General features: G+C 58.3%; 17 protein-coding genes. 9 read left to right on the forward strand and 8 right to left on the reverse strand.

Going from position 1 to position 16,316, the window contains the following annotated elements:
* Nucleotides 1–30 precede the first annotated feature (30 nt).
* The 6 genes from ACP7A4_RS11760 to ACP7A4_RS11785 form a co-directional block, all read right to left on the reverse strand.
* Nucleotides 31–909, reverse strand: a complete 879-nt coding sequence (locus ACP7A4_RS11760; protein ID WP_059762167.1) for an SDR family oxidoreductase — start codon at nt 907–909, stop codon at nt 31–33.
* 10 nt (nt 910–919) lie between these two features.
* On the reverse strand, nt 920–2,071 hold the full coding sequence (locus tag ACP7A4_RS11765; RefSeq protein ID WP_426246966.1) for an acetyl-CoA C-acetyltransferase: 1,152 nt from the start codon (nt 2,069–2,071) through the stop codon (nt 920–922).
* Nucleotides 2,072–2,074: 3 nt separating this feature from the next.
* The gene (locus tag ACP7A4_RS11770) at nt 2,075–3,130 is read right to left on the reverse strand and encodes an acyl-CoA dehydrogenase family protein (RefSeq protein ID WP_203303559.1); all 1,056 of its coding nucleotides are present in this window, start codon (nt 3,128–3,130) and stop codon (nt 2,075–2,077) included.
* 8 nt (nt 3,131–3,138) lie between these two features.
* Nucleotides 3,139–4,293, reverse strand: a complete 1,155-nt coding sequence (locus tag ACP7A4_RS11775; RefSeq protein WP_426246968.1) for an acyl-CoA dehydrogenase family protein — start codon at nt 4,291–4,293, stop codon at nt 3,139–3,141.
* 10 nt (nt 4,294–4,303) lie between these two features.
* Nucleotides 4,304–5,056 carry an enoyl-CoA hydratase family protein gene (locus ACP7A4_RS11780; protein WP_120752321.1) on the reverse strand — a complete coding sequence of 251 codons (753 nt, stop codon included), beginning with the start codon at nt 5,054–5,056 and terminating at the stop codon, nt 4,304–4,306.
* A gap of 201 nt (nt 5,057–5,257) precedes the next feature.
* A complete protein-coding gene (locus ACP7A4_RS11785) occupies nt 5,258–5,791 on the reverse strand; it encodes a PadR family transcriptional regulator (RefSeq protein ID WP_203303557.1) in 534 nt (177 codons plus the stop codon).
* A 556-nt stretch (nt 5,792–6,347) separates the two neighbouring features.
* Between ACP7A4_RS11785 and ACP7A4_RS11790 the strand changes: the two genes are divergently transcribed.
* From ACP7A4_RS11790 to ACP7A4_RS11820, 7 genes are all read left to right on the forward strand, one after another.
* Nucleotides 6,348–6,848 carry a CS1 type fimbrial major subunit gene (locus ACP7A4_RS11790; protein ID WP_426246970.1) on the forward strand — a complete coding sequence of 167 codons (501 nt, stop codon included), beginning with the start codon at nt 6,348–6,350 and terminating at the stop codon, nt 6,846–6,848.
* A 92-nt stretch (nt 6,849–6,940) separates the two neighbouring features.
* A complete protein-coding gene (locus ACP7A4_RS11795) occupies nt 6,941–9,466 on the forward strand; it encodes a TcfC E-set like domain-containing protein (protein ID WP_426246972.1) in 2,526 nt (841 codons plus the stop codon).
* Nucleotides 9,467–9,471: 5 nt separating this feature from the next.
* Nucleotides 9,472–10,788: a hypothetical protein gene (locus ACP7A4_RS11800; protein ID WP_426246974.1), complete on the forward strand. Its 1,317-nt coding sequence runs from the start codon at nt 9,472–9,474 to the stop codon at nt 10,786–10,788.
* A gap of 35 nt (nt 10,789–10,823) precedes the next feature.
* Complete coding sequence (locus tag ACP7A4_RS11805; protein ID WP_426246976.1) at nt 10,824–11,564, forward strand: molecular chaperone; 741 nt, start codon at nt 10,824–10,826, stop codon at nt 11,562–11,564.
* Nucleotides 11,564–12,055 (forward strand): CS1 type fimbrial major subunit, encoded by a 492-nt coding sequence (locus ACP7A4_RS11810; RefSeq protein ID WP_059762158.1) that lies wholly within the window; start codon nt 11,564–11,566, stop codon nt 12,053–12,055. Before ACP7A4_RS11805 ends, ACP7A4_RS11810 begins: the two co-directional genes overlap by 1 nt.
* A 101-nt stretch (nt 12,056–12,156) precedes the next feature.
* The gene (locus tag ACP7A4_RS11815; protein WP_426246978.1) at nt 12,157–13,329 is read left to right on the forward strand and encodes an acyl-CoA dehydrogenase family protein; all 1,173 of its coding nucleotides are present in this window, start codon (nt 12,157–12,159) and stop codon (nt 13,327–13,329) included.
* Nucleotides 13,326–14,510, forward strand: coding sequence for an acyl-CoA dehydrogenase family protein (locus ACP7A4_RS11820; RefSeq protein WP_426246980.1), 1,185 nt, complete (start codon nt 13,326–13,328; stop codon nt 14,508–14,510). The genes ACP7A4_RS11815 and ACP7A4_RS11820 overlap by 4 nt, the downstream gene beginning before the upstream one ends.
* Nucleotides 14,511–14,540: 30 nt before the next feature.
* On the opposite strand, the gene ACP7A4_RS11825 is transcribed toward ACP7A4_RS11820, so the two are convergent.
* Together ACP7A4_RS11825 and ACP7A4_RS11830 are read right to left on the reverse strand one after the other, a co-directional pair.
* On the reverse strand, nt 14,541–14,762 hold the full coding sequence (locus ACP7A4_RS11825; RefSeq protein WP_426246982.1) for a hypothetical protein: 222 nt from the start codon (nt 14,760–14,762) through the stop codon (nt 14,541–14,543).
* A complete protein-coding gene (locus ACP7A4_RS11830; protein ID WP_059762201.1) occupies nt 14,759–15,229 on the reverse strand; it encodes a hypothetical protein in 471 nt (156 codons plus the stop codon). Before ACP7A4_RS11830 ends, ACP7A4_RS11825 begins: the two co-directional genes overlap by 4 nt.
* Before the next feature lie 397 nt (nt 15,230–15,626).
* Here ACP7A4_RS11830 and ACP7A4_RS11835 point away from each other — a divergent pair, with 397 nt between their 5' ends.
* Nucleotides 15,627–15,902 carry a hypothetical protein gene (locus ACP7A4_RS11835; RefSeq protein ID WP_131811515.1) on the forward strand — a complete coding sequence of 92 codons (276 nt, stop codon included), beginning with the start codon at nt 15,627–15,629 and terminating at the stop codon, nt 15,900–15,902.
* Between the two features lie 133 nt (nt 15,903–16,035).
* Nucleotides 16,036–16,266: a hypothetical protein gene (locus ACP7A4_RS11840; RefSeq protein WP_426246985.1), complete on the forward strand. Its 231-nt coding sequence runs from the start codon at nt 16,036–16,038 to the stop codon at nt 16,264–16,266.
* The last annotated feature ends 50 nt before the right edge of the window (nt 16,267–16,316 follow it).

The following is a 16,316-nucleotide window of genomic DNA, read 5'->3' on the forward strand; positions in this document are numbered from 1 at the left end:
AAACACTGCATTGTGTGAACGCTGGCGACGTCAGCTGCCCCACACCCGCTGCGGCTCAGGCGCTTGGGCGAGGATCCGGTCCAGCGCCTCGCCGATTTCTTCAGGTCGCCATTGCGCGCCTTTATCGCAGGTCACGCCGGTACGCCAACCATCGCCCAATGACAGGCGCCCGCCCTGGCTTTCAATGACTTGCCCGCTCACATGACCAGACAGCGCGCTGCCCAGCCACACCACCAACGGCGCGACGTTTTCCGGTGCCCAGGCATCGAAACCGCCGTGTTGCGGTTTTTTCACCACATCGGGCATCGCGCTTTCGGTCATGGCGGTGCGCGCAGCCGGTGCCAAGGCGTTGGCCGTGACGCCATAGCGCGCCAGTTCGGCCGCTTGCACCAGCGTCAAGGCGGCAATCGCGCCCTTTGCCGCACTGTAATTGGACTGCCCCACCGAGCCTTGCAACCCCGCACCCGAGCTGGTGTTGATAATGCGCGCCGCCACCGGCTGACCGGCCTTGGCCTGATCGCGCCAGCGTTTGCCCAAAATATTGGCCAGGCAAAAATGCCCCTTCAGGTGCACGCGCATGACGGCGTCCCACTCCTCTTCACTGAGGCTGATAAACATACGGTCGCGCAAGATCCCGGCGTTATTGACCAGTACGTGAACCTCACCAAAGGCGGCCAGCGCCGCATCGACAATGTGCTGCGCGGTGGCCACCGTGGTGATGTCATCGCCATTGGCCAGCGCCTGCCCGCCTTGCTCACGGATTTCATCCGCGACCTGTTGCGCGGCATCACTGCGGATGTCGTTGACCACCACATTCGCGCCTTCACGGGCGAAGGCCAGCGCATATGCGCGGCCCAAACCGCCACCGGCGCCGGTGATGATCACGGTACGTCCTTCACACATAGCCATCTCACTGCTCCTAAAGGCGTTCAATAATCGTCACGTTGGCTTGCCCGCCGCCTTCGCACATGGTTTGCAAGCCATAGCGCCCACCACTGCGTTCCAGTTGGTAAAGCAAACCGGTCATCAACCGCGCCCCACTGGCGCCCAGCGGGTGGCCGAGGGCAATGGCGCCGCCGTTGACGTTGGTTTTGGTCGGGTCGTAGTCCAGTTCTTTGGCCCAGGCCATGACCACCGAGGCAAACGCTTCGTTGATTTCCACCAGATCGATGTCGTTGAGGCGCATACCGGCTTTTTTCAGCGCGGTACGGGTGGCCGCGATGGGGGCAGTCAAGTGCCAGATCGGGTCATCCCCCAAGACGGACAAGTGATGAATGCGCGCCCGCGGGGTGAGGTTGTAGCGTTTGAGTGCCGCCTCGCTGACCACCAGCAAGGCAGCCGAGGCATCGCAGGTTTGGCTGGACACCGCAGCGGTGATCGACGGGAACTCAGGGGCGAGCGGCGCCAGTTCAGCCATTTGGGCCAGGCTGGTGTGGCGCGGCGTCTGGTCGTCGCACAGCCCTTCGCAGGGCACGATCTGTGAAGCAAAGCGCCGCTCGGCGATGGCGTCCAGCGCGCGGCGATGACTGTGCAGCGCATAGATTTCCATCTGCTCACGGCTAATGCCCCAGTGATCGGCAATCCGCTGTGCGGCATAGAACTGGTTCACCGGCTGATTGCCAAAGCGCGCCTGCCAGCCCTTGCTGCCCGAAAACGGGTCGGCAAAGCCCAAGGGCTGCCCGGCCAGCATTGCCGAGGCAATCGGAATTTGCGTCATGGTCTGCACGCCACCCACGGCAATCACGTCCTGAGTACCGCTCATCACCGCTTGCGCAGCAAAGTGCAGCGCCTGTTGCGACGACCCGCACTGACGGTCAATCGTGGTGCCGGGCACATTGAGCGGCAAACCCGCCGCCAGCCAACTGGTACGGGCAATATCGCCCGCTTGCGAGCCAATGGTGTCGACGCAGCCAAAGATCACGTCATCGTATTCATCGGCCGGGATTGGGTTGCGTTCCACCAGCGCCTTGAGCACATGCGCGCCCAGGTCGATGGCATGCACATGGGCCAGCGCACCTTTGCGTTTGCCGGTCGGGCTGCGCAGTGCGTCCACAAGATAGGCTTGGGGCATGATTCAGTCCTCGAAAGTATGGCCGGGGCCTAATGGCGCACCACTCAATACATGCGCCGCCACCCGGGTTTTGTGCAGGGCACGATCACCCCACGCGTTGTCCAGTGCCCAGGCGCGTTTCATGAACATTTGCAGATCGACTTCCCACGTGTAGCCCATGGCGCCGTGCACCTGAATGGCATGCCGTGCCGCCAGCCAACTGGCTTCACAACACGCCAGCCGTGCCTGCGACACCCAGACGTGCGCATTTTGTTCGCCTTGGGCCAGTGCATACGCCGCGCGGTACAGCACGGGCTTGGCGAATTCGAGTTGCGTCGCCACATCGGCCAGGTGGTGTTTGACCGCCTGAAAACTGCCAATGGGTTTGCCAAATTGCTTGCGCTGGGCGGCGTAGTCCACTGACAGGTCGAGCATGCGTTGCGCCAGCCCCAGCAATTGACCCGCCACCGATAACGCCCCACGGCTGACGGTCTGCGCCCATAACAGGCGCCCTGCCTCGCCTTGGGCGACGCGCGTGGCGGCATGCGGCTGCCAACTGACTTGAGCCAGGCGGCGGGAGGCATCAATGCTGCGGTGTACCTGAACATCGACCTGGGCACGCGCCACCGCATGCACGTCATCGCCGTTGGCCAACAGCAGCAAGTCGGCATGAGCGGCGTCGGCCACCCACGGGTTGACCGGGTGACCGATGGCGACGCGCAAGCTGCCATCGGCAATGCCCCGCAACCATTCGCCGCGTTCAGCCACGCGCCCGTCCAGGCCAACAATCAGGCCACAGGCGAGGTAAGCGGTGTCGGCCAGTGAATCGGGGATGGCGTAGTAACCCAGCTCCTGGGTCATCAACGACCACGCCACATCGTCCATGCCCAAGCCGCCAAACGCGTCGGGCACTGAAAGTGCGGTCAGGCCCTGTGCGGCGATTTTGTTGCGTAAATCCGGTGAGCGTCCGACATCGGTTTCCCAGATTTCACGGAGCATTTCGGGCGCGGCTTCGGTCATCAAAAAACGGCTGATGGCTTCACGAAACGTGAGCTGGTCATCGCTAAAGGTAAAGTCCATACCCGCCCTCACTTCGGCAGACCGAGCATGCGCTCGGCAATGATGTTGCGCTGAATCTCATTAGTACCGGCGTAGATCGGCCCGGCCTGGGCAAATAGAAAGCCCTCCAGCCAGTCATGGCCATCGCCCGCTTTACCGGTCAATTCACCGCTGGCACCCAGAATGCGCATGGCAGTTTCGTGCAGGTGCAAATCCAGTTCTGACCAGATGATTTTGTTGGTGCTGGACTCGGCGCCAATCTGCGCGCCCCGGCTCAAGCGCCCCACTGTGTGATACGCCGACAAGGCGTACGCCTGGGCGTCCATCCAGGCTTTACACACCGCCTCGCCCAACGTCGGGTCACGGTCAGCACTCGCGCGGTTGGCTTGATACAGCGCCACTAGCTTGGCGGCGGTGTATTGAAACCGCGCCGGGGAGCGCAACAACAACCCGCGTTCAAAACCGGCGGTGGCCATTGCCACCTGCCAACCCTGGCCTTCTTCGCCAATCCGGTTGTCCAGCGGGATGCGCACCTCATCAAAGAACACTTCGGCAAACGCGTCCTTGCCGTTGAGCGCTTTGATCGGGCGTACGGTCACCCCCGGCGCATTGAGCGGCACCAGTACAAACGACAAGCCGTGATGGCGGCTGGACGCCGGGTCGCTGCGAAACAGGCCAAATAACCAGTCGGCAAAAATGGCGCGCGTGGACCAGGTTTTCTGACCGTTAAGCACATAGCTGTCGCCGTCGCGGGTGGCTTTGCTGGTGATGGCGGCCATATCAGAACCGGCGTTGGGTTCCGACCAGCCCTGCGCCCACATATCGGCACTGGCCGCCATACGCGGCAGAAAGCGTTTTTTTTGCGCCTCAGTGCCAAACTCCATCAGCGTAGGGCCAAGCAGCAGTTGGCCATTTTGATTGACGCGCATCGGCGCGCCGGCGCCGTAATATTCTTCTTCAAAAATCAGCCACTCGATCAGGTCGCAACCCCGCCCGCCCAACTCGGTCGGCCACATGACCATCGACAGGCGGCTGTCGAACAATTTGGCCTCCCACTGTCGATGCTGTTCAAAGCCTTCGCGGGTGTCGTAACTGGCCAGGGGCGCGCTTGGCAGGTTGGCCGCCAACCACTGCCGGACTTCCTGGCGAAAGGCCTTTTGCTTGGGGGAGTAAGTCAGGTCCATCGTCAGCTCCTCAGAACGTGGCGTCGCGTTTCTCGACGAATGCGCGGCGTGTCTCGGCGGAGTCGGCACAGGTGTAAGCCTGCAACGTAAACCCCTGCTCCCAGCGATATTTATCTTCCAGGTTGCCGTCTTCGATACCGTTCAAGGCTTCTTTGGCAATGCGGATCATCGCCGGGCTTTTGCGGGCAATTTTGTGGGCGATAGTCAGGGCGGTGTCGCGCAACTGTTCACGCGGTACAACGCGTTCAATAAAGCCGTACTGTTGCGCCTCGACGGCGCTGATGCTGTCGCCGGTAAAAAACAGATAGCGCACCTTTTGCACCGCAAACAGGCGCTGCAAATGCGCCCCCCCGCCCATCGCGCCGCGGTCTACTTCTGGCAAGGCAAAGGTGGCGCACTCGGAGGCGATTACGATGTCAGCGGCGCCGGTAATGCCAATCCCGCCACCCAACACAAAGCCATGCACGGCGACAATCACCGGCACCGGGTTGCGATGTATCGCTTTGAAGGTCGCGTAGTTGCCTGCGTTGACCTGCACGATCAGCTCGGGATGGGCATCCAGCTCCTTGATATCGACACCGGCGCAAAACCCCCGGCCCTCGGCCCGGATCACGATCACCCGCACCTGGGGGTTTAGCCCCAAGCCCTCAAGGGTGAGCGCCAAGTCTGACCATTGCTGGCTGTTCAGCGCATTGACCGGCGCACGGTCGATGACCAGTTCAGCGACACCCGCCTCGATGCGGGTGTGAAATGCAGTAGGGATTGCGCTGTTCACATGTGCTCCTGAATGGGCAAAGGCATGTGAGCAGTATGGGAAGGCGCAAGGGCCGGATCATCGTCCGTTGGGACTAAAACACTGGAGCGGGTGCAGGCCCGCTACGGCGCAAGATGGGGCTTTTCATCGCGGGGCCAGCCTGAGTTCGGCGCCAACCCGCGCCCTGTAAGCCTGCCCCCGCCATGACGGTTATTGCCCGTCGACAATGGCTTTGGCCGTGTTATTGAGCAAGTTATGCACGCGCTGGATTTCTTGCGGGCTCCAATGGCCATGATGCAATTGCAAGGCGTGGCGCAAGTTGTGCACGGCCTCATGAATTTCGGCAGGCCGATCCTGCCCGCGTAACGAAGAGCGACTGACTTCGATGCGCATGCGCACGCCATTGAGCGCAACCGCCTGTTGACTCAGGGACAAGCGTCCCGCCTCCGTGATCGCATAGCTTTTTTTGTCACCCTGCACGCTCACTTCAACCAGCAACCCCGCTTCAAGAAACGCCAGCGTGGGGTAAATCACCCCAGGGCTGGGGCTGTAAGCCCCGTCGAATAACCCTTCAATTTGCAAAATCAGGTCATAGCCATGGCAGGGTTGTTCAGCGATCAAGGCTAATAACAACAGTTTTAAATCGCCGGGCGCGAAGACCCGTGGACTGCGTATACGTGCTGCCCGCTTTTCAAACCCGTCATGGCGTTCTTGCCCCCGTTCAAAGGTGTGTTGAATGACCATTCACGCTTACTCCTCATGCTTTAATAAAACACAACTTAAAGCACAACTTAAAACACAACTCAAGCCACTATTATCGTCCAACTCCACGACATAACTTACTGCCCGCAGCATGATATAACGCACGCACGGGCCGCTTTATTACTTGCACGCAACACTGCGACATAACGTAAAAAAACCGCCCAACTAACCGCTCAAACCCCTACAAATGCACGCCTTCAGCGTCGTAAAAAATACCGAGTGATATTCAAAAGCCATGTGATTGATATAAATAGGTTTTATTTTCTACTTATCAGTCAAAAAAGCAGGCTTCGGAATATTCCTTCGATTATTGAGGGATATGTACTACAGAACGAAAGGATCAGAACTACGCAAAGTTTTATAGGCACTTCAAACAACTTAGTTAATACTTTCCCGGCATCGAAAGTTCACCACCTCCTGCACATACTTAATTAGTCCGTGCTCATTTGTTTATACGGCCACTGTCACGCTGGCCGCATGCGTTTATGACGCGAGGGGTTTCATGCACTTCACATTCCTTACTTTCAGGGTATCTATCATGTTTAAACAAACGGTTGTTATTACGGGTTCACTGCTGGTCCTGTCGCTCGTGTCTACCCACGCTTTGGCTGCCGGAGAGGCCAGCAGCCTGATCAATATCAAGGCGTCCATTCCCACCAAAGTGTTCCATGTCATGCCGCAAGATCCGGAGTTTGGTAAAGACGAAACCATGAATTATGACCCGGTCAACGGCACGCTGAGCAGCCTGCACCAGGTGTACAACGTGAAGAATACCGACGGTTCTATCCATGCTTATATCGAGGGCGGCCCCACCAGCCTGTTCAACGGCAACCTGAACCAAAACATCGCCCTGACCACCACGTTCAACGGCACCACCTTGACCGGCACCCCCCTGGAGGTGGTGAACGATGCAAGCTCAACGCCGGGTACTCAGGCCGACATGGTGATTACGGCCGCCAAACCTGCCGATAGCGCCTCGGGGCTCTATACCGCGTCCTACACCGTGGTGTTCGACAACGTGCCGCGCGTCACCCCGTAACGCCACACGCGTAATGCCAGGCGCCCGGCCTGTACGACTACGTCCGGGCGCTACCTGCGCACTTTAATACCCGCTATCAGAGTATTTCGTGAATGTTACCGATGACGCCCATCGCGGCAGCGCTCGCCTTGATATTCAGTGCAAGTGCCCTCGCCGCCGCCACGGCAGTTGGCACGACGCCGCGGAGCTTGCTCGCACAAGCCAAGGGGCTGCCTTCGGACTTCGAAGAGCACTTTTTTGACGTGCCTTTGGCCGTGCAAGTAGAACTCAATCAACAACTGATCGGTGAAGCGATGATTGTGCTTTCACGCGATGATCGCTTGACCCTGCTTGAATTCACCGACCATGACACCCGCGCGCTGCCCATCAGCGAACGCGAATCATGGGCCGACTATCTGAAACAAGGCGTGCCACTGGGCAGCTGTCACAGCCAATGCCCGGAACAGTTGCTGGCCGTGCATTACAACCTGCAAAACTCACTGCTCTCTTTGCTTACCGAACATGCCGAGCGTGAGCAGCAGGCCCCTCAGTACTACACGTTGCCGGAGCAAGGCAGTCGCGGTCTGATGGTGCGCAATCAGCTCAATCTCAGCGGCGGGCAGGATGAGGCATTGGCCGGGCGCTTTGGCCTTGAGGCCAGCAGCAGTCTGGGTAACTGGAGCCAGAGCCTTAATCTGCAACTGTCCCGTATGGGAGGGCCGGATGACACGGCGCTGTATCACGCCATTTATGACGCCTACACCCAGCGCGAATGGGCAGGCAATTTTTGGCGCCTGGGGTATTTCACCCCCAACGCCGAAGGTTTGAGCCGGCAAGTGCGCACCTTTGGTGCCAACCCCGACACCGTGCTGGGGGTGATGTACGCCAGCTCCGACAGCTTGGCAATCAACCAGTCCCGGCCCAGCGTTTACCCTGTTTATGTCACCGCTAACCGTCAGGCCACGGTCGAAATCTATCGCAACGGCTTGCTGATCAATACCCAAATGGTCAACGCAGGCTTGCAGAGCCTCGACACCCGCCCGCTACCCGGCGGGATTTATGACGTGGAGGTGAGGCTGATCGAAGACGGTCAAATCAGCAGTACCTCCCCTGAACTGATCTACAAGCCCAACAACTGGCGCAACCACGATGAACGCTGGCGTTACAACGTATTTGCGGGGCGAGAAAGCACGTTGTGGAGCAACTGGGATGAGCAGGCCAGTGGCGACATGACTGGCGGTGCGTCGATTAATTACCTGCTGCACCCGCGGGTCGTGGTGGGCGTGTCGGGCAGACAGGTCAAAGGCGACATGCAATACGGCACGTCAATCGACTGGACGCTAGCCCACAACGCCAGCGTTTACGCCAACGTATATGAAACCGAAAACTATGGCACCGGGATCGACCTAAACGGCCTGTACAACTACGGGCATGGCAGCCTGGTGTTCAACCACACGCGCAGCTGGCTGGATACGCGCAATACCTACGACACGTTGCCGGACGGGACACGCGTGCGCCAACGCTCGCTGTTTATCGGACAAACGCGCAATTCGTCCCTGTCGATCACTCACCGCCTCAATCCTGTGAGCAGCCTCAGTGCGCGCCTGTCGCACAGCGATGGCTATACCCAAGGCTATGGCATTGATCTGGGCTGGACCCGGCGCACCAACCTGTTCGGCAGTGATGGCAATTGGCGTTTATCGCTGTTTGATCGTCCGGGCAGCCTGAGTTCGGCCTACACACGCAATCGCGGGATTGATGTGACCATCAGCCTGGCACTCGGCGGCCCCGGCGAAAGCTGGTCTGCCAGCCTCGGTTCACGCACCGACCGTGATGGCGGACGCGACAACAACGCCTCGCTGACGTACAGCCGCGACCTGGAGGGTCATGTACTGCAAAACGTCTCGGCCAGCGCCACCACCGACACCTATGGCGTGGGCTTGAGTGCCCGTAGCACCTTTGCCACGCAGCACATAAACGGCGACAGCTTTGTTCAGCGTTCCTCCTTTAACGGCAACCTGAGCGGCGGGTTGAATCTGGACAGCACCCTGGCCGTAGGTGGCAACAACATCGTACTGACCAGCCAACATCAGGGTCGCGGCGCCGGCATGATCATTGACGTTGAGTCTGATGTGAACGACATCGTATTACGCGCTGACGACCTGAGTGGCAGCAGCACGATGCTGCATGCGGGCCGCAACTTTATTCCCGTGACTGCGTACAAAAACAGCGTGGTGAGCTTTGACTTTGAAGGCAATCACGTACCGGCCGCTGCGATCCAGCCAGCACGCAGCCGTTACCACCTCAACAAGGGCGGCGTGGACTATCGCAAAATCAATGTGGTGCAGACCGTCACCGTGCTCGCCCGCTTGGTCGACCCGCAGGGCAACCCGCTCAAGGGCCATCACATCATTAATCACGCCAGCCGTGGGATCAGTGAAGTCGACGGCTTTTTCTCCATGGAAATGAACGCCAATGCACCCACCTTGCAAGTGCGCAAGGGAGAGGCGCTGCTGTGCCAGTTCCGAATTGATATGGGCAAGGCCCGGCTGCAAAACCATGTGTTGGAAATCGGTGACTTGCGTTGCCACCCCGACACGCTGGCGGAGTCGGGTAATGATGCAGAGGTAGCAGGATGAAACGGATGAATGCTCACGTCGTCAATAAGGCCTTGCGTGGCCTCAAGTGGCTCGGTTGCGCCGCGCGCGATCTACAGGTGACAAGGTGCGGGCGGGTTGCATTGAGCGGTGCATTGGCAATCAGCCTCTCGCCCGACCTATTCGCCATCGAGATGGACATACGGGCAGAGTTTCAACCGGACTCCGCACGGCCGCATCACAACGCGTTCGTTAACAAAACCCCCAATAACGGCGGTTATTGTCGTTACTACCCGGCTAACTGCGAATACAGAGGCATCTACAGCATCAGTGCCCCCGTGCATTTCAACAATGTGGCGCCCATCCTGGCTCACCATGCCGATCCGCGCCAGGGCGCCATGATCACCGTGCCTGGCGAATGGCGAACGCTGACCGTGACCCATGCGCAAACGCTAGAAACAGAAGAAGTCAGAGTCCGCATAATTGGCTTTGGTACGACCATGGATACCTCGCCGCGCACTATCCATGATCTTGTGCCAAATGCCAGTAGTTGGTTCAACGCCTACAACCGGTTATGGAGCGGCCAGCGCTGGTCTCTGGCCCCTGCTCCCTGCATCGGAAAGTCCACGGCGCTGTATGACGCCACCCAGTTTATTTTTTTTTGGGAAACACCGGTGTCCACCACGGCTTGTGGCAAACAAGCGCTCTACGACATTCCCTACATGACGTTCAGGACGCTGGATTTTTCATATGAGCTGCAAACGCCGAACCCGCTGCACATGTCGTCGGGCGAATACACGGGGCGCATGACTTACACGATCGGCCCTTATCAAGACTTTGATATGGGGGACGTCTTGATTCCCAGTGACACGCTACTGACGCTTAATTTCTCACTGGGCGTGTCACACACCCTGAAAGTTGACGTCCCGCCCGGCGGTAATTTCGTTGAGCTGGTGCCAAAAGGTGGCTGGCATCAATGGATGTTTCAAGGCCGCGCCCCTGAAAAGCTATACCGCGACCAAACCTTTCTTATCTCCGCCAGCTCGCGCTTCCAGATGAGCCTGCAATGCCAATACGTCATAGGCGATACCTGCGCGCTGGATAACAAACAGAGCCACCGGGTGCCCCTCGACATATTGGTCACGTTGCCCAACGGCCTGGGCCGCGAAGACGGTTCCGCCGTCAATCGCCAACCCCTGTTATTAAGCGGTGCGGGCACGCAGTTGTTCCAGCCCAACCATTACGTGGACAGGCGCCAGGCAACTCTGCACTTCGAAATACAGAAACAACACGTCAAGGACATGCTCTTTCAAGAAGGCACGTATAGCGGGAATGTCGTGGTTATTTGGGATTCAGAAGTCTAGCCGCACCAGCGGTCTCTGGTGAGTGAGGTGTCAACATGAAAGCGGTGTATACAGCAGTAGCCTTGTGGGGTTTGTCGTTGGGCGCAATGGCAGGACCCAATATTAATGTCGGCCTGGTCTATGACTATTTGGACAGCGATAAACGTACGTACTTGAAGCGGGTATTCAATGGCGGAACCAGTACGGCCTTTGTCCGGGTTCAAGTCATGGAAATGCGCTTAAAAACCGATGGCACCTTTGAGGAGACGCCGCTTAAAACCCAAGCCAACCACTCAACCCGTGACGGTTTGATGGCCAGCCCGGCACGCCTGATCGTACCGGCAAACGGCACCCAGGGAACGCGCCTGTTGTTTATGGGCGAACGCGACATAGAGCGCTACTTTCGGGTCAGGTTTGTCCCGGTGGTGCCCGAAAAAGAAGATGAGTTCGCACAGAGCGAAGAAGACAGCGACGCCTACAAAAAAACCCTCTCGGCCGGTATCAATGTGCTGGCGGGTTATGGCACGGTTTTTTTTGTACGGCCCAGGCAGGCGCGCTTCGATACCCGAATTGAGAACACGGGTAATCGCTACACCTTGCGCAATGACGGCAACACCGTGGTGGTGGTCGACGAATTCAAGGACTGTGCAAGCGATGCGCCACTGGACTGTAAACCCACCACCAAGACCCACGTATTACCGGGCAAGGCATACGGTTTTGACAAGCTCGCTGGCCGGCTGTATCGCCTGACGCTGGTAGAAGGCCATGAGCAAAAGACTATCGAGGTTAAAGGCTGATGCGGGCTTGGCGCAGTAAACCTTCACAACTGAGCGCAATGCTGGCGTTGCTGGCGTGGGCTTCGCAGGCACCCGCGGCGCGTGAGGAACACACGTTTGAGGTCTCGGTCAGCATCCCGACTTACGCGCTGTTTGTGATACCCGTCGACCCCGGCTTTCTGGAGCAGGAGCAGCAGATGCACTGGAATCTGGTCAACGAAACCCTGCAGCCACTGCGCGCCGAGTTTGATGTGGCCAGCGCCGCCGGTGCTGTGACCGCGCGGCTGGGGTACGAACCGGTGCTGTTCAACGGCCGCGATACGATCGCGTTGAACGTAACGTTCAATCAGCAACCGTTAACCCTGCAAGACACTGTGATCGTACGGGCCGATCAAGCATGGCCGGGTAAACGGGTGCCCTTGCGCATCGACGCGCTCAAGCCTGAAGAAGGTTTTCGCGCTGGCGAATATTACGGCAGCGTACAAATCACCTTCGATGCCGCAGCGCCCTGACCCTCTGGACCAAACGGACTAGTCCGGCACAAGGTTTGCGCTCGCTCCAGACCCTTGCATGCTCCTGCTTTGGCCCCTATTCCATTGACGAGAGCTACCCTATGGAGCTTGCCCTGACTGACGAGCAGCACCTGATTCAACAGTCTGCCGAGCGTTTTTTGGCGCAAGTGGCCGATAGCGCAGCGGTGCGCACGGCAATGGCCAGTGAATGCGGACATGACCGTGCGACCTGGGCGCGCATCGCTCGCGAACTGTATTGGCCTGCTCTGGCCATCCCGCAGACCTACGGCGGGCTGGGCCTGGGATTTGTCGAGGTATGCCTGTTGCAAGAACAGCTCGGGCGGCGCTTGTTGCCCTCGCCTTTCTTTGCCACCTGCTGCCTGGCGACGCCCGCCTTGCTACTCAGCGGCAATCAAGCGCTTAAAGATCAGTGGTTGCCGTTGATTGCAGCCGGGGATATCACCGCAAGCCTGGCGTACACCAGCGCACCACGCTGGGACGACAGCAGCGTGCAGATTGACGCGCAGCCTGGCGCTGGCGGCTATTGCCTCAACGGCAAGTACCTCAACGTGATTGATGGCGCTGACTGTGATTTGTTGATCGTCGCGGCGCGTACGCCGGGCAGTGTGGGTGAAGCAGGCATACGCGTGTTCGCCCTGCCCGCAACTACGCCAGGGCTCACCCGTACACACCAGCCAACCCTGGATCAAACACGCCGTCTGGCCCACCTGAGCCTCGAAAACGTGATCGTCAGCGACGCGCAATTGCTCAGTGAGCCGGGTCAAGGCTGGCCGCTGTTACGGGATGTCGTGCGGATCGCCTGCATTGGTCTGGCCGCCGAGCAAACCGGCGGCGCGCAACAATCTCTGGACCTGACGCTGGCCTACATTGGCGAGCGTCAACAATTTGGTCGAAGCATTGCCAGTTTTCAGGCCATCAAACATCGCTGCGCCGACCTGATGATGGCCGTTGAATGCGCGCGTTCGGCCAGTTATTACGCGGCGTGCATCGCCTGCGAATGTCTGAAGATCGACGGTGACCCGGTTGCACAACAACAATTGGCCGAAGCCTGTGCCACTGCAAAAATCCACGCCAGCGAAGGTTTTTTCGAATGCGCGGCGCAGTCGATCCAGTTACACGGCGGCGTAGGCTTCACATGGGAATATGACCCGCATTTGTACTTCAAACGGGCACGTGCCAGTGAGCAACTGTTCGGGCCACCGGCCTTTCATCGCGAACAGCTGGCGAAACAGATTTTCGGAGACAGGCCATGAATATCGGCTTTAGCGCAGCAGATGAACAGTTCCGTCAGCACGTTGCGCACTGGATGCAGCAGCATCTGAGTGGGGAGTTTCATGCCTTGCGCTTTCGGGGTGGACCGGGCGATGAGGACTTCGCCCCTGAACTGCGCAAGCGATGGGAGCAGGTATTGGCCAAAGGCCGCTGGGTTGGCGCAGGCTGGGCGCGCGAACAGGGCGGCCGCGGCTTGAGCATCAACCAACAAGTGATCTTCTATGAAGAGTACGCCCGCGCCGGTGGACCGGGCCGCATGGGCCACATCGGTGAGGGCTTGGTAGGGCCGACGATCGCCGCATTCGGCACCCCTGAGCAACAACAACGGTTTTTACCCGCGATTTTGGCCGGGCAACACTTTTGGTGCCAAGGCTATTCAGAACCGGGCGCAGGTTCAGACCTGGCCAATATCAAAACCCGGGCCAGCCTCAACGCCGATAGCAGTCAGTGGCTTATCAGCGGGCAAAAAGTCTGGACATCGCTGGCCCACGAGTCCGATTGGTGCTTTGTTTTAGCCCGCACTGAGCCAGGCAGCAGAGGCCACCACGGGTTGTCTTTTCTATTGGTGCCCATGGCTCAGCCGGGTATTAGGGTGCAACCCATCAAACAACTGACGGGCACCAGTGAGTTCAACGAAGTGTTTTTTGACCAGGCGCACACCGGTTCGGACAACTTGATCGGTCAGCCCGGCCAAGGGTGGAAGATTGCCATGGCCTTGCTCGGCTTCGAACGGGGTGTGTCAACGCTGGGTCAACAGATGCAGTTCCAAAATGAACTGGACGACGTCGTGCGTATCGCCAAAGCCAACGGCGCAGCCCTGGACCCGGTCTTGCGTCAGCGCATTGCGCAGGCCTGGAGTGGTTTGCGGGTGTTGCGTTACAACTCGCTGCGCATGTTGTCAGGGGCACAGGACGGTAGCCTGCGACCCGAAGCGACCCTCTACAAATTGGCGTGGTCCACCTGGCACCTTGAACTGGGCAAGTTGGCCATGGATGTCATGGGCCCTGAAGCCGAATGGCTGGCTGGGGCGCCTTACGCACTCACCCGGATGCAGGCCCTGTTTCTGTTCACCCGTGCCGATACCCTGTACGGAGGCAGCAGCGAGATCCAGCGCAACATCATTGCTGAACGCGCATTGGGCATGCCTCGCGAAGCGCGTTAGACCACACGATCAAAGTGGTAATAGCAGGACTTATTCAGGCGTCCGGCTGCCTGTTTGCGCCTGCGCCTGAAGCTGCTCGAGCTCGCGGCGCACCATGCTTGCGTATTCTGCGGGGCCTGCAGCATACAACTGCCCTGCCACCCAACTCAGCCAGGCGCCCTTCAACGCGGGCTTTTGGGCAAACAACTCAAGCGCCTTGGCTCTGGCTTGCACAGCGTATTGCTGATGAAACGTGCTGCGCGACACTGTCACTCTTTACTGGCCTTGAAGGTCAGTTCGCCTTTGGGCCACTTGGCTGCTTTGGCAGTGACGGCTTTCAGGGTTTTGCTCAAGCCAGTGGCCAATTGCTCATTGGCGGCAAAAACCAACACCACTGTCTGCCCTTCTTTAAACACGATGCCTTCACCTTGGGGCGAACTGACATAGGCATAGTCGCCAATGCCGTACACCGTCATTTTGATTTCCCGAAACTTGATCTCTAACTTGCCACCTTCACGACTGGGAAGCACCGCCGCGCGAAAGTGATCCCCGACCTTCAGCTGAAGTCCCGGTTTGTCATCCACCACTAACGCGGCGGCGGTGTCGATCTCGGCGATGTAGATACCTTCAGACGTTTGCTCGGTGACGTACACAAAATGTGATTGAAACAGTTTGACCAAACGCGCCCGCAGGTCACCCAACACGAACAACGCATGCATCTCCAAATTGCTGACTGCCAACGAAAAACCCTCGAAAACATGAAGTAAAACTGCCACACAAAAGACCGGCAGCACAAAAGAAGCCCTGACCACCAAAGTTTTAAAATCTGCGTTCAACTCAGTCCCGCAGCGCTTGGGCCAGGAACAGTCGCTGCATACAGATTTGGATGCTTGTGCCTCAGGCACAACGTTGCAGGCTCAATGTGTGAAGAACACTGGCCTTTTATTACATAGCGCGCAACGGACCCATACAACTAAAGGGAAAGCCTACACGTAAAGACGAAAAGCCCTGCGCAGCGTTTTTAAAATAAACCTTACAAATACATAAACGAAAACGCATTGAATGCGACAGCACTCACCGCCTTGACCTGACTCAAACAACCATCTGCGCAACAGAATCGTATGAGGAAGACTCTGCATGGACATATCAGATGAACGTCCAATAGCTACCCGCCACACCGATAACCTGCCTGAGGTCACTGCTGGGGGGCCATTCTACCGGCTCAAGCCTGATCTTGGGTATACAGATCAACCTCTCTATCAAGTGATTGCAATCAGTCATGGCTTTTTTCATGTACGCGAAGCCGGTACGGGTCAGATAAAAGGCTTCAGATGCAGTCATAACGATGCATGCAAACTGGCCATCCATCTCGAAAACAAACAGCTCGGCTGTACTCGCACCGCACAACCTTGAATTGAGGGCTTTCGTCAGGTTGATGACTTAACTGCGCCACTGCCTCCCAACAACTGCCATACTCGCGCAAAAATCGACCCGGCCCATGCCGCCGGGTTGTCTCGGCTCCATTACCTCCAAGGGAAAGTGACACGTGACGGAATTTGATATTGGCGAGTTTTTTATCCGCGGTGAGGCCAGAGAAATCGATGGCGAGTTTCAGGCAGTGATTGTGATGCGGGCCAAACCGCCCCTCAAAACCGTCACTTACCATCAGGTCGAAAAGGATCGCTGGTTCAAGACTGCCGATGTTGCAGCCTCCGCAGGCAAAGAGGCCGCACTCGCCCTCAAAGCGGCCGTAGACGCAGGCGCCCTTAACGCTTGAGCCCTTGTCGGTTTGCGCGCCTCAAGGATCAGAGCGCCAGGCCGATAGCA

The sequence above is a fragment of the Pseudomonas sp. TWR3-1-1 genome (genome assembly GCF_049896545.1).
Lineage (GTDB): Bacteria > Pseudomonadota > Gammaproteobacteria > Pseudomonadales > Pseudomonadaceae > Aquipseudomonas > Aquipseudomonas weihenstephanensis.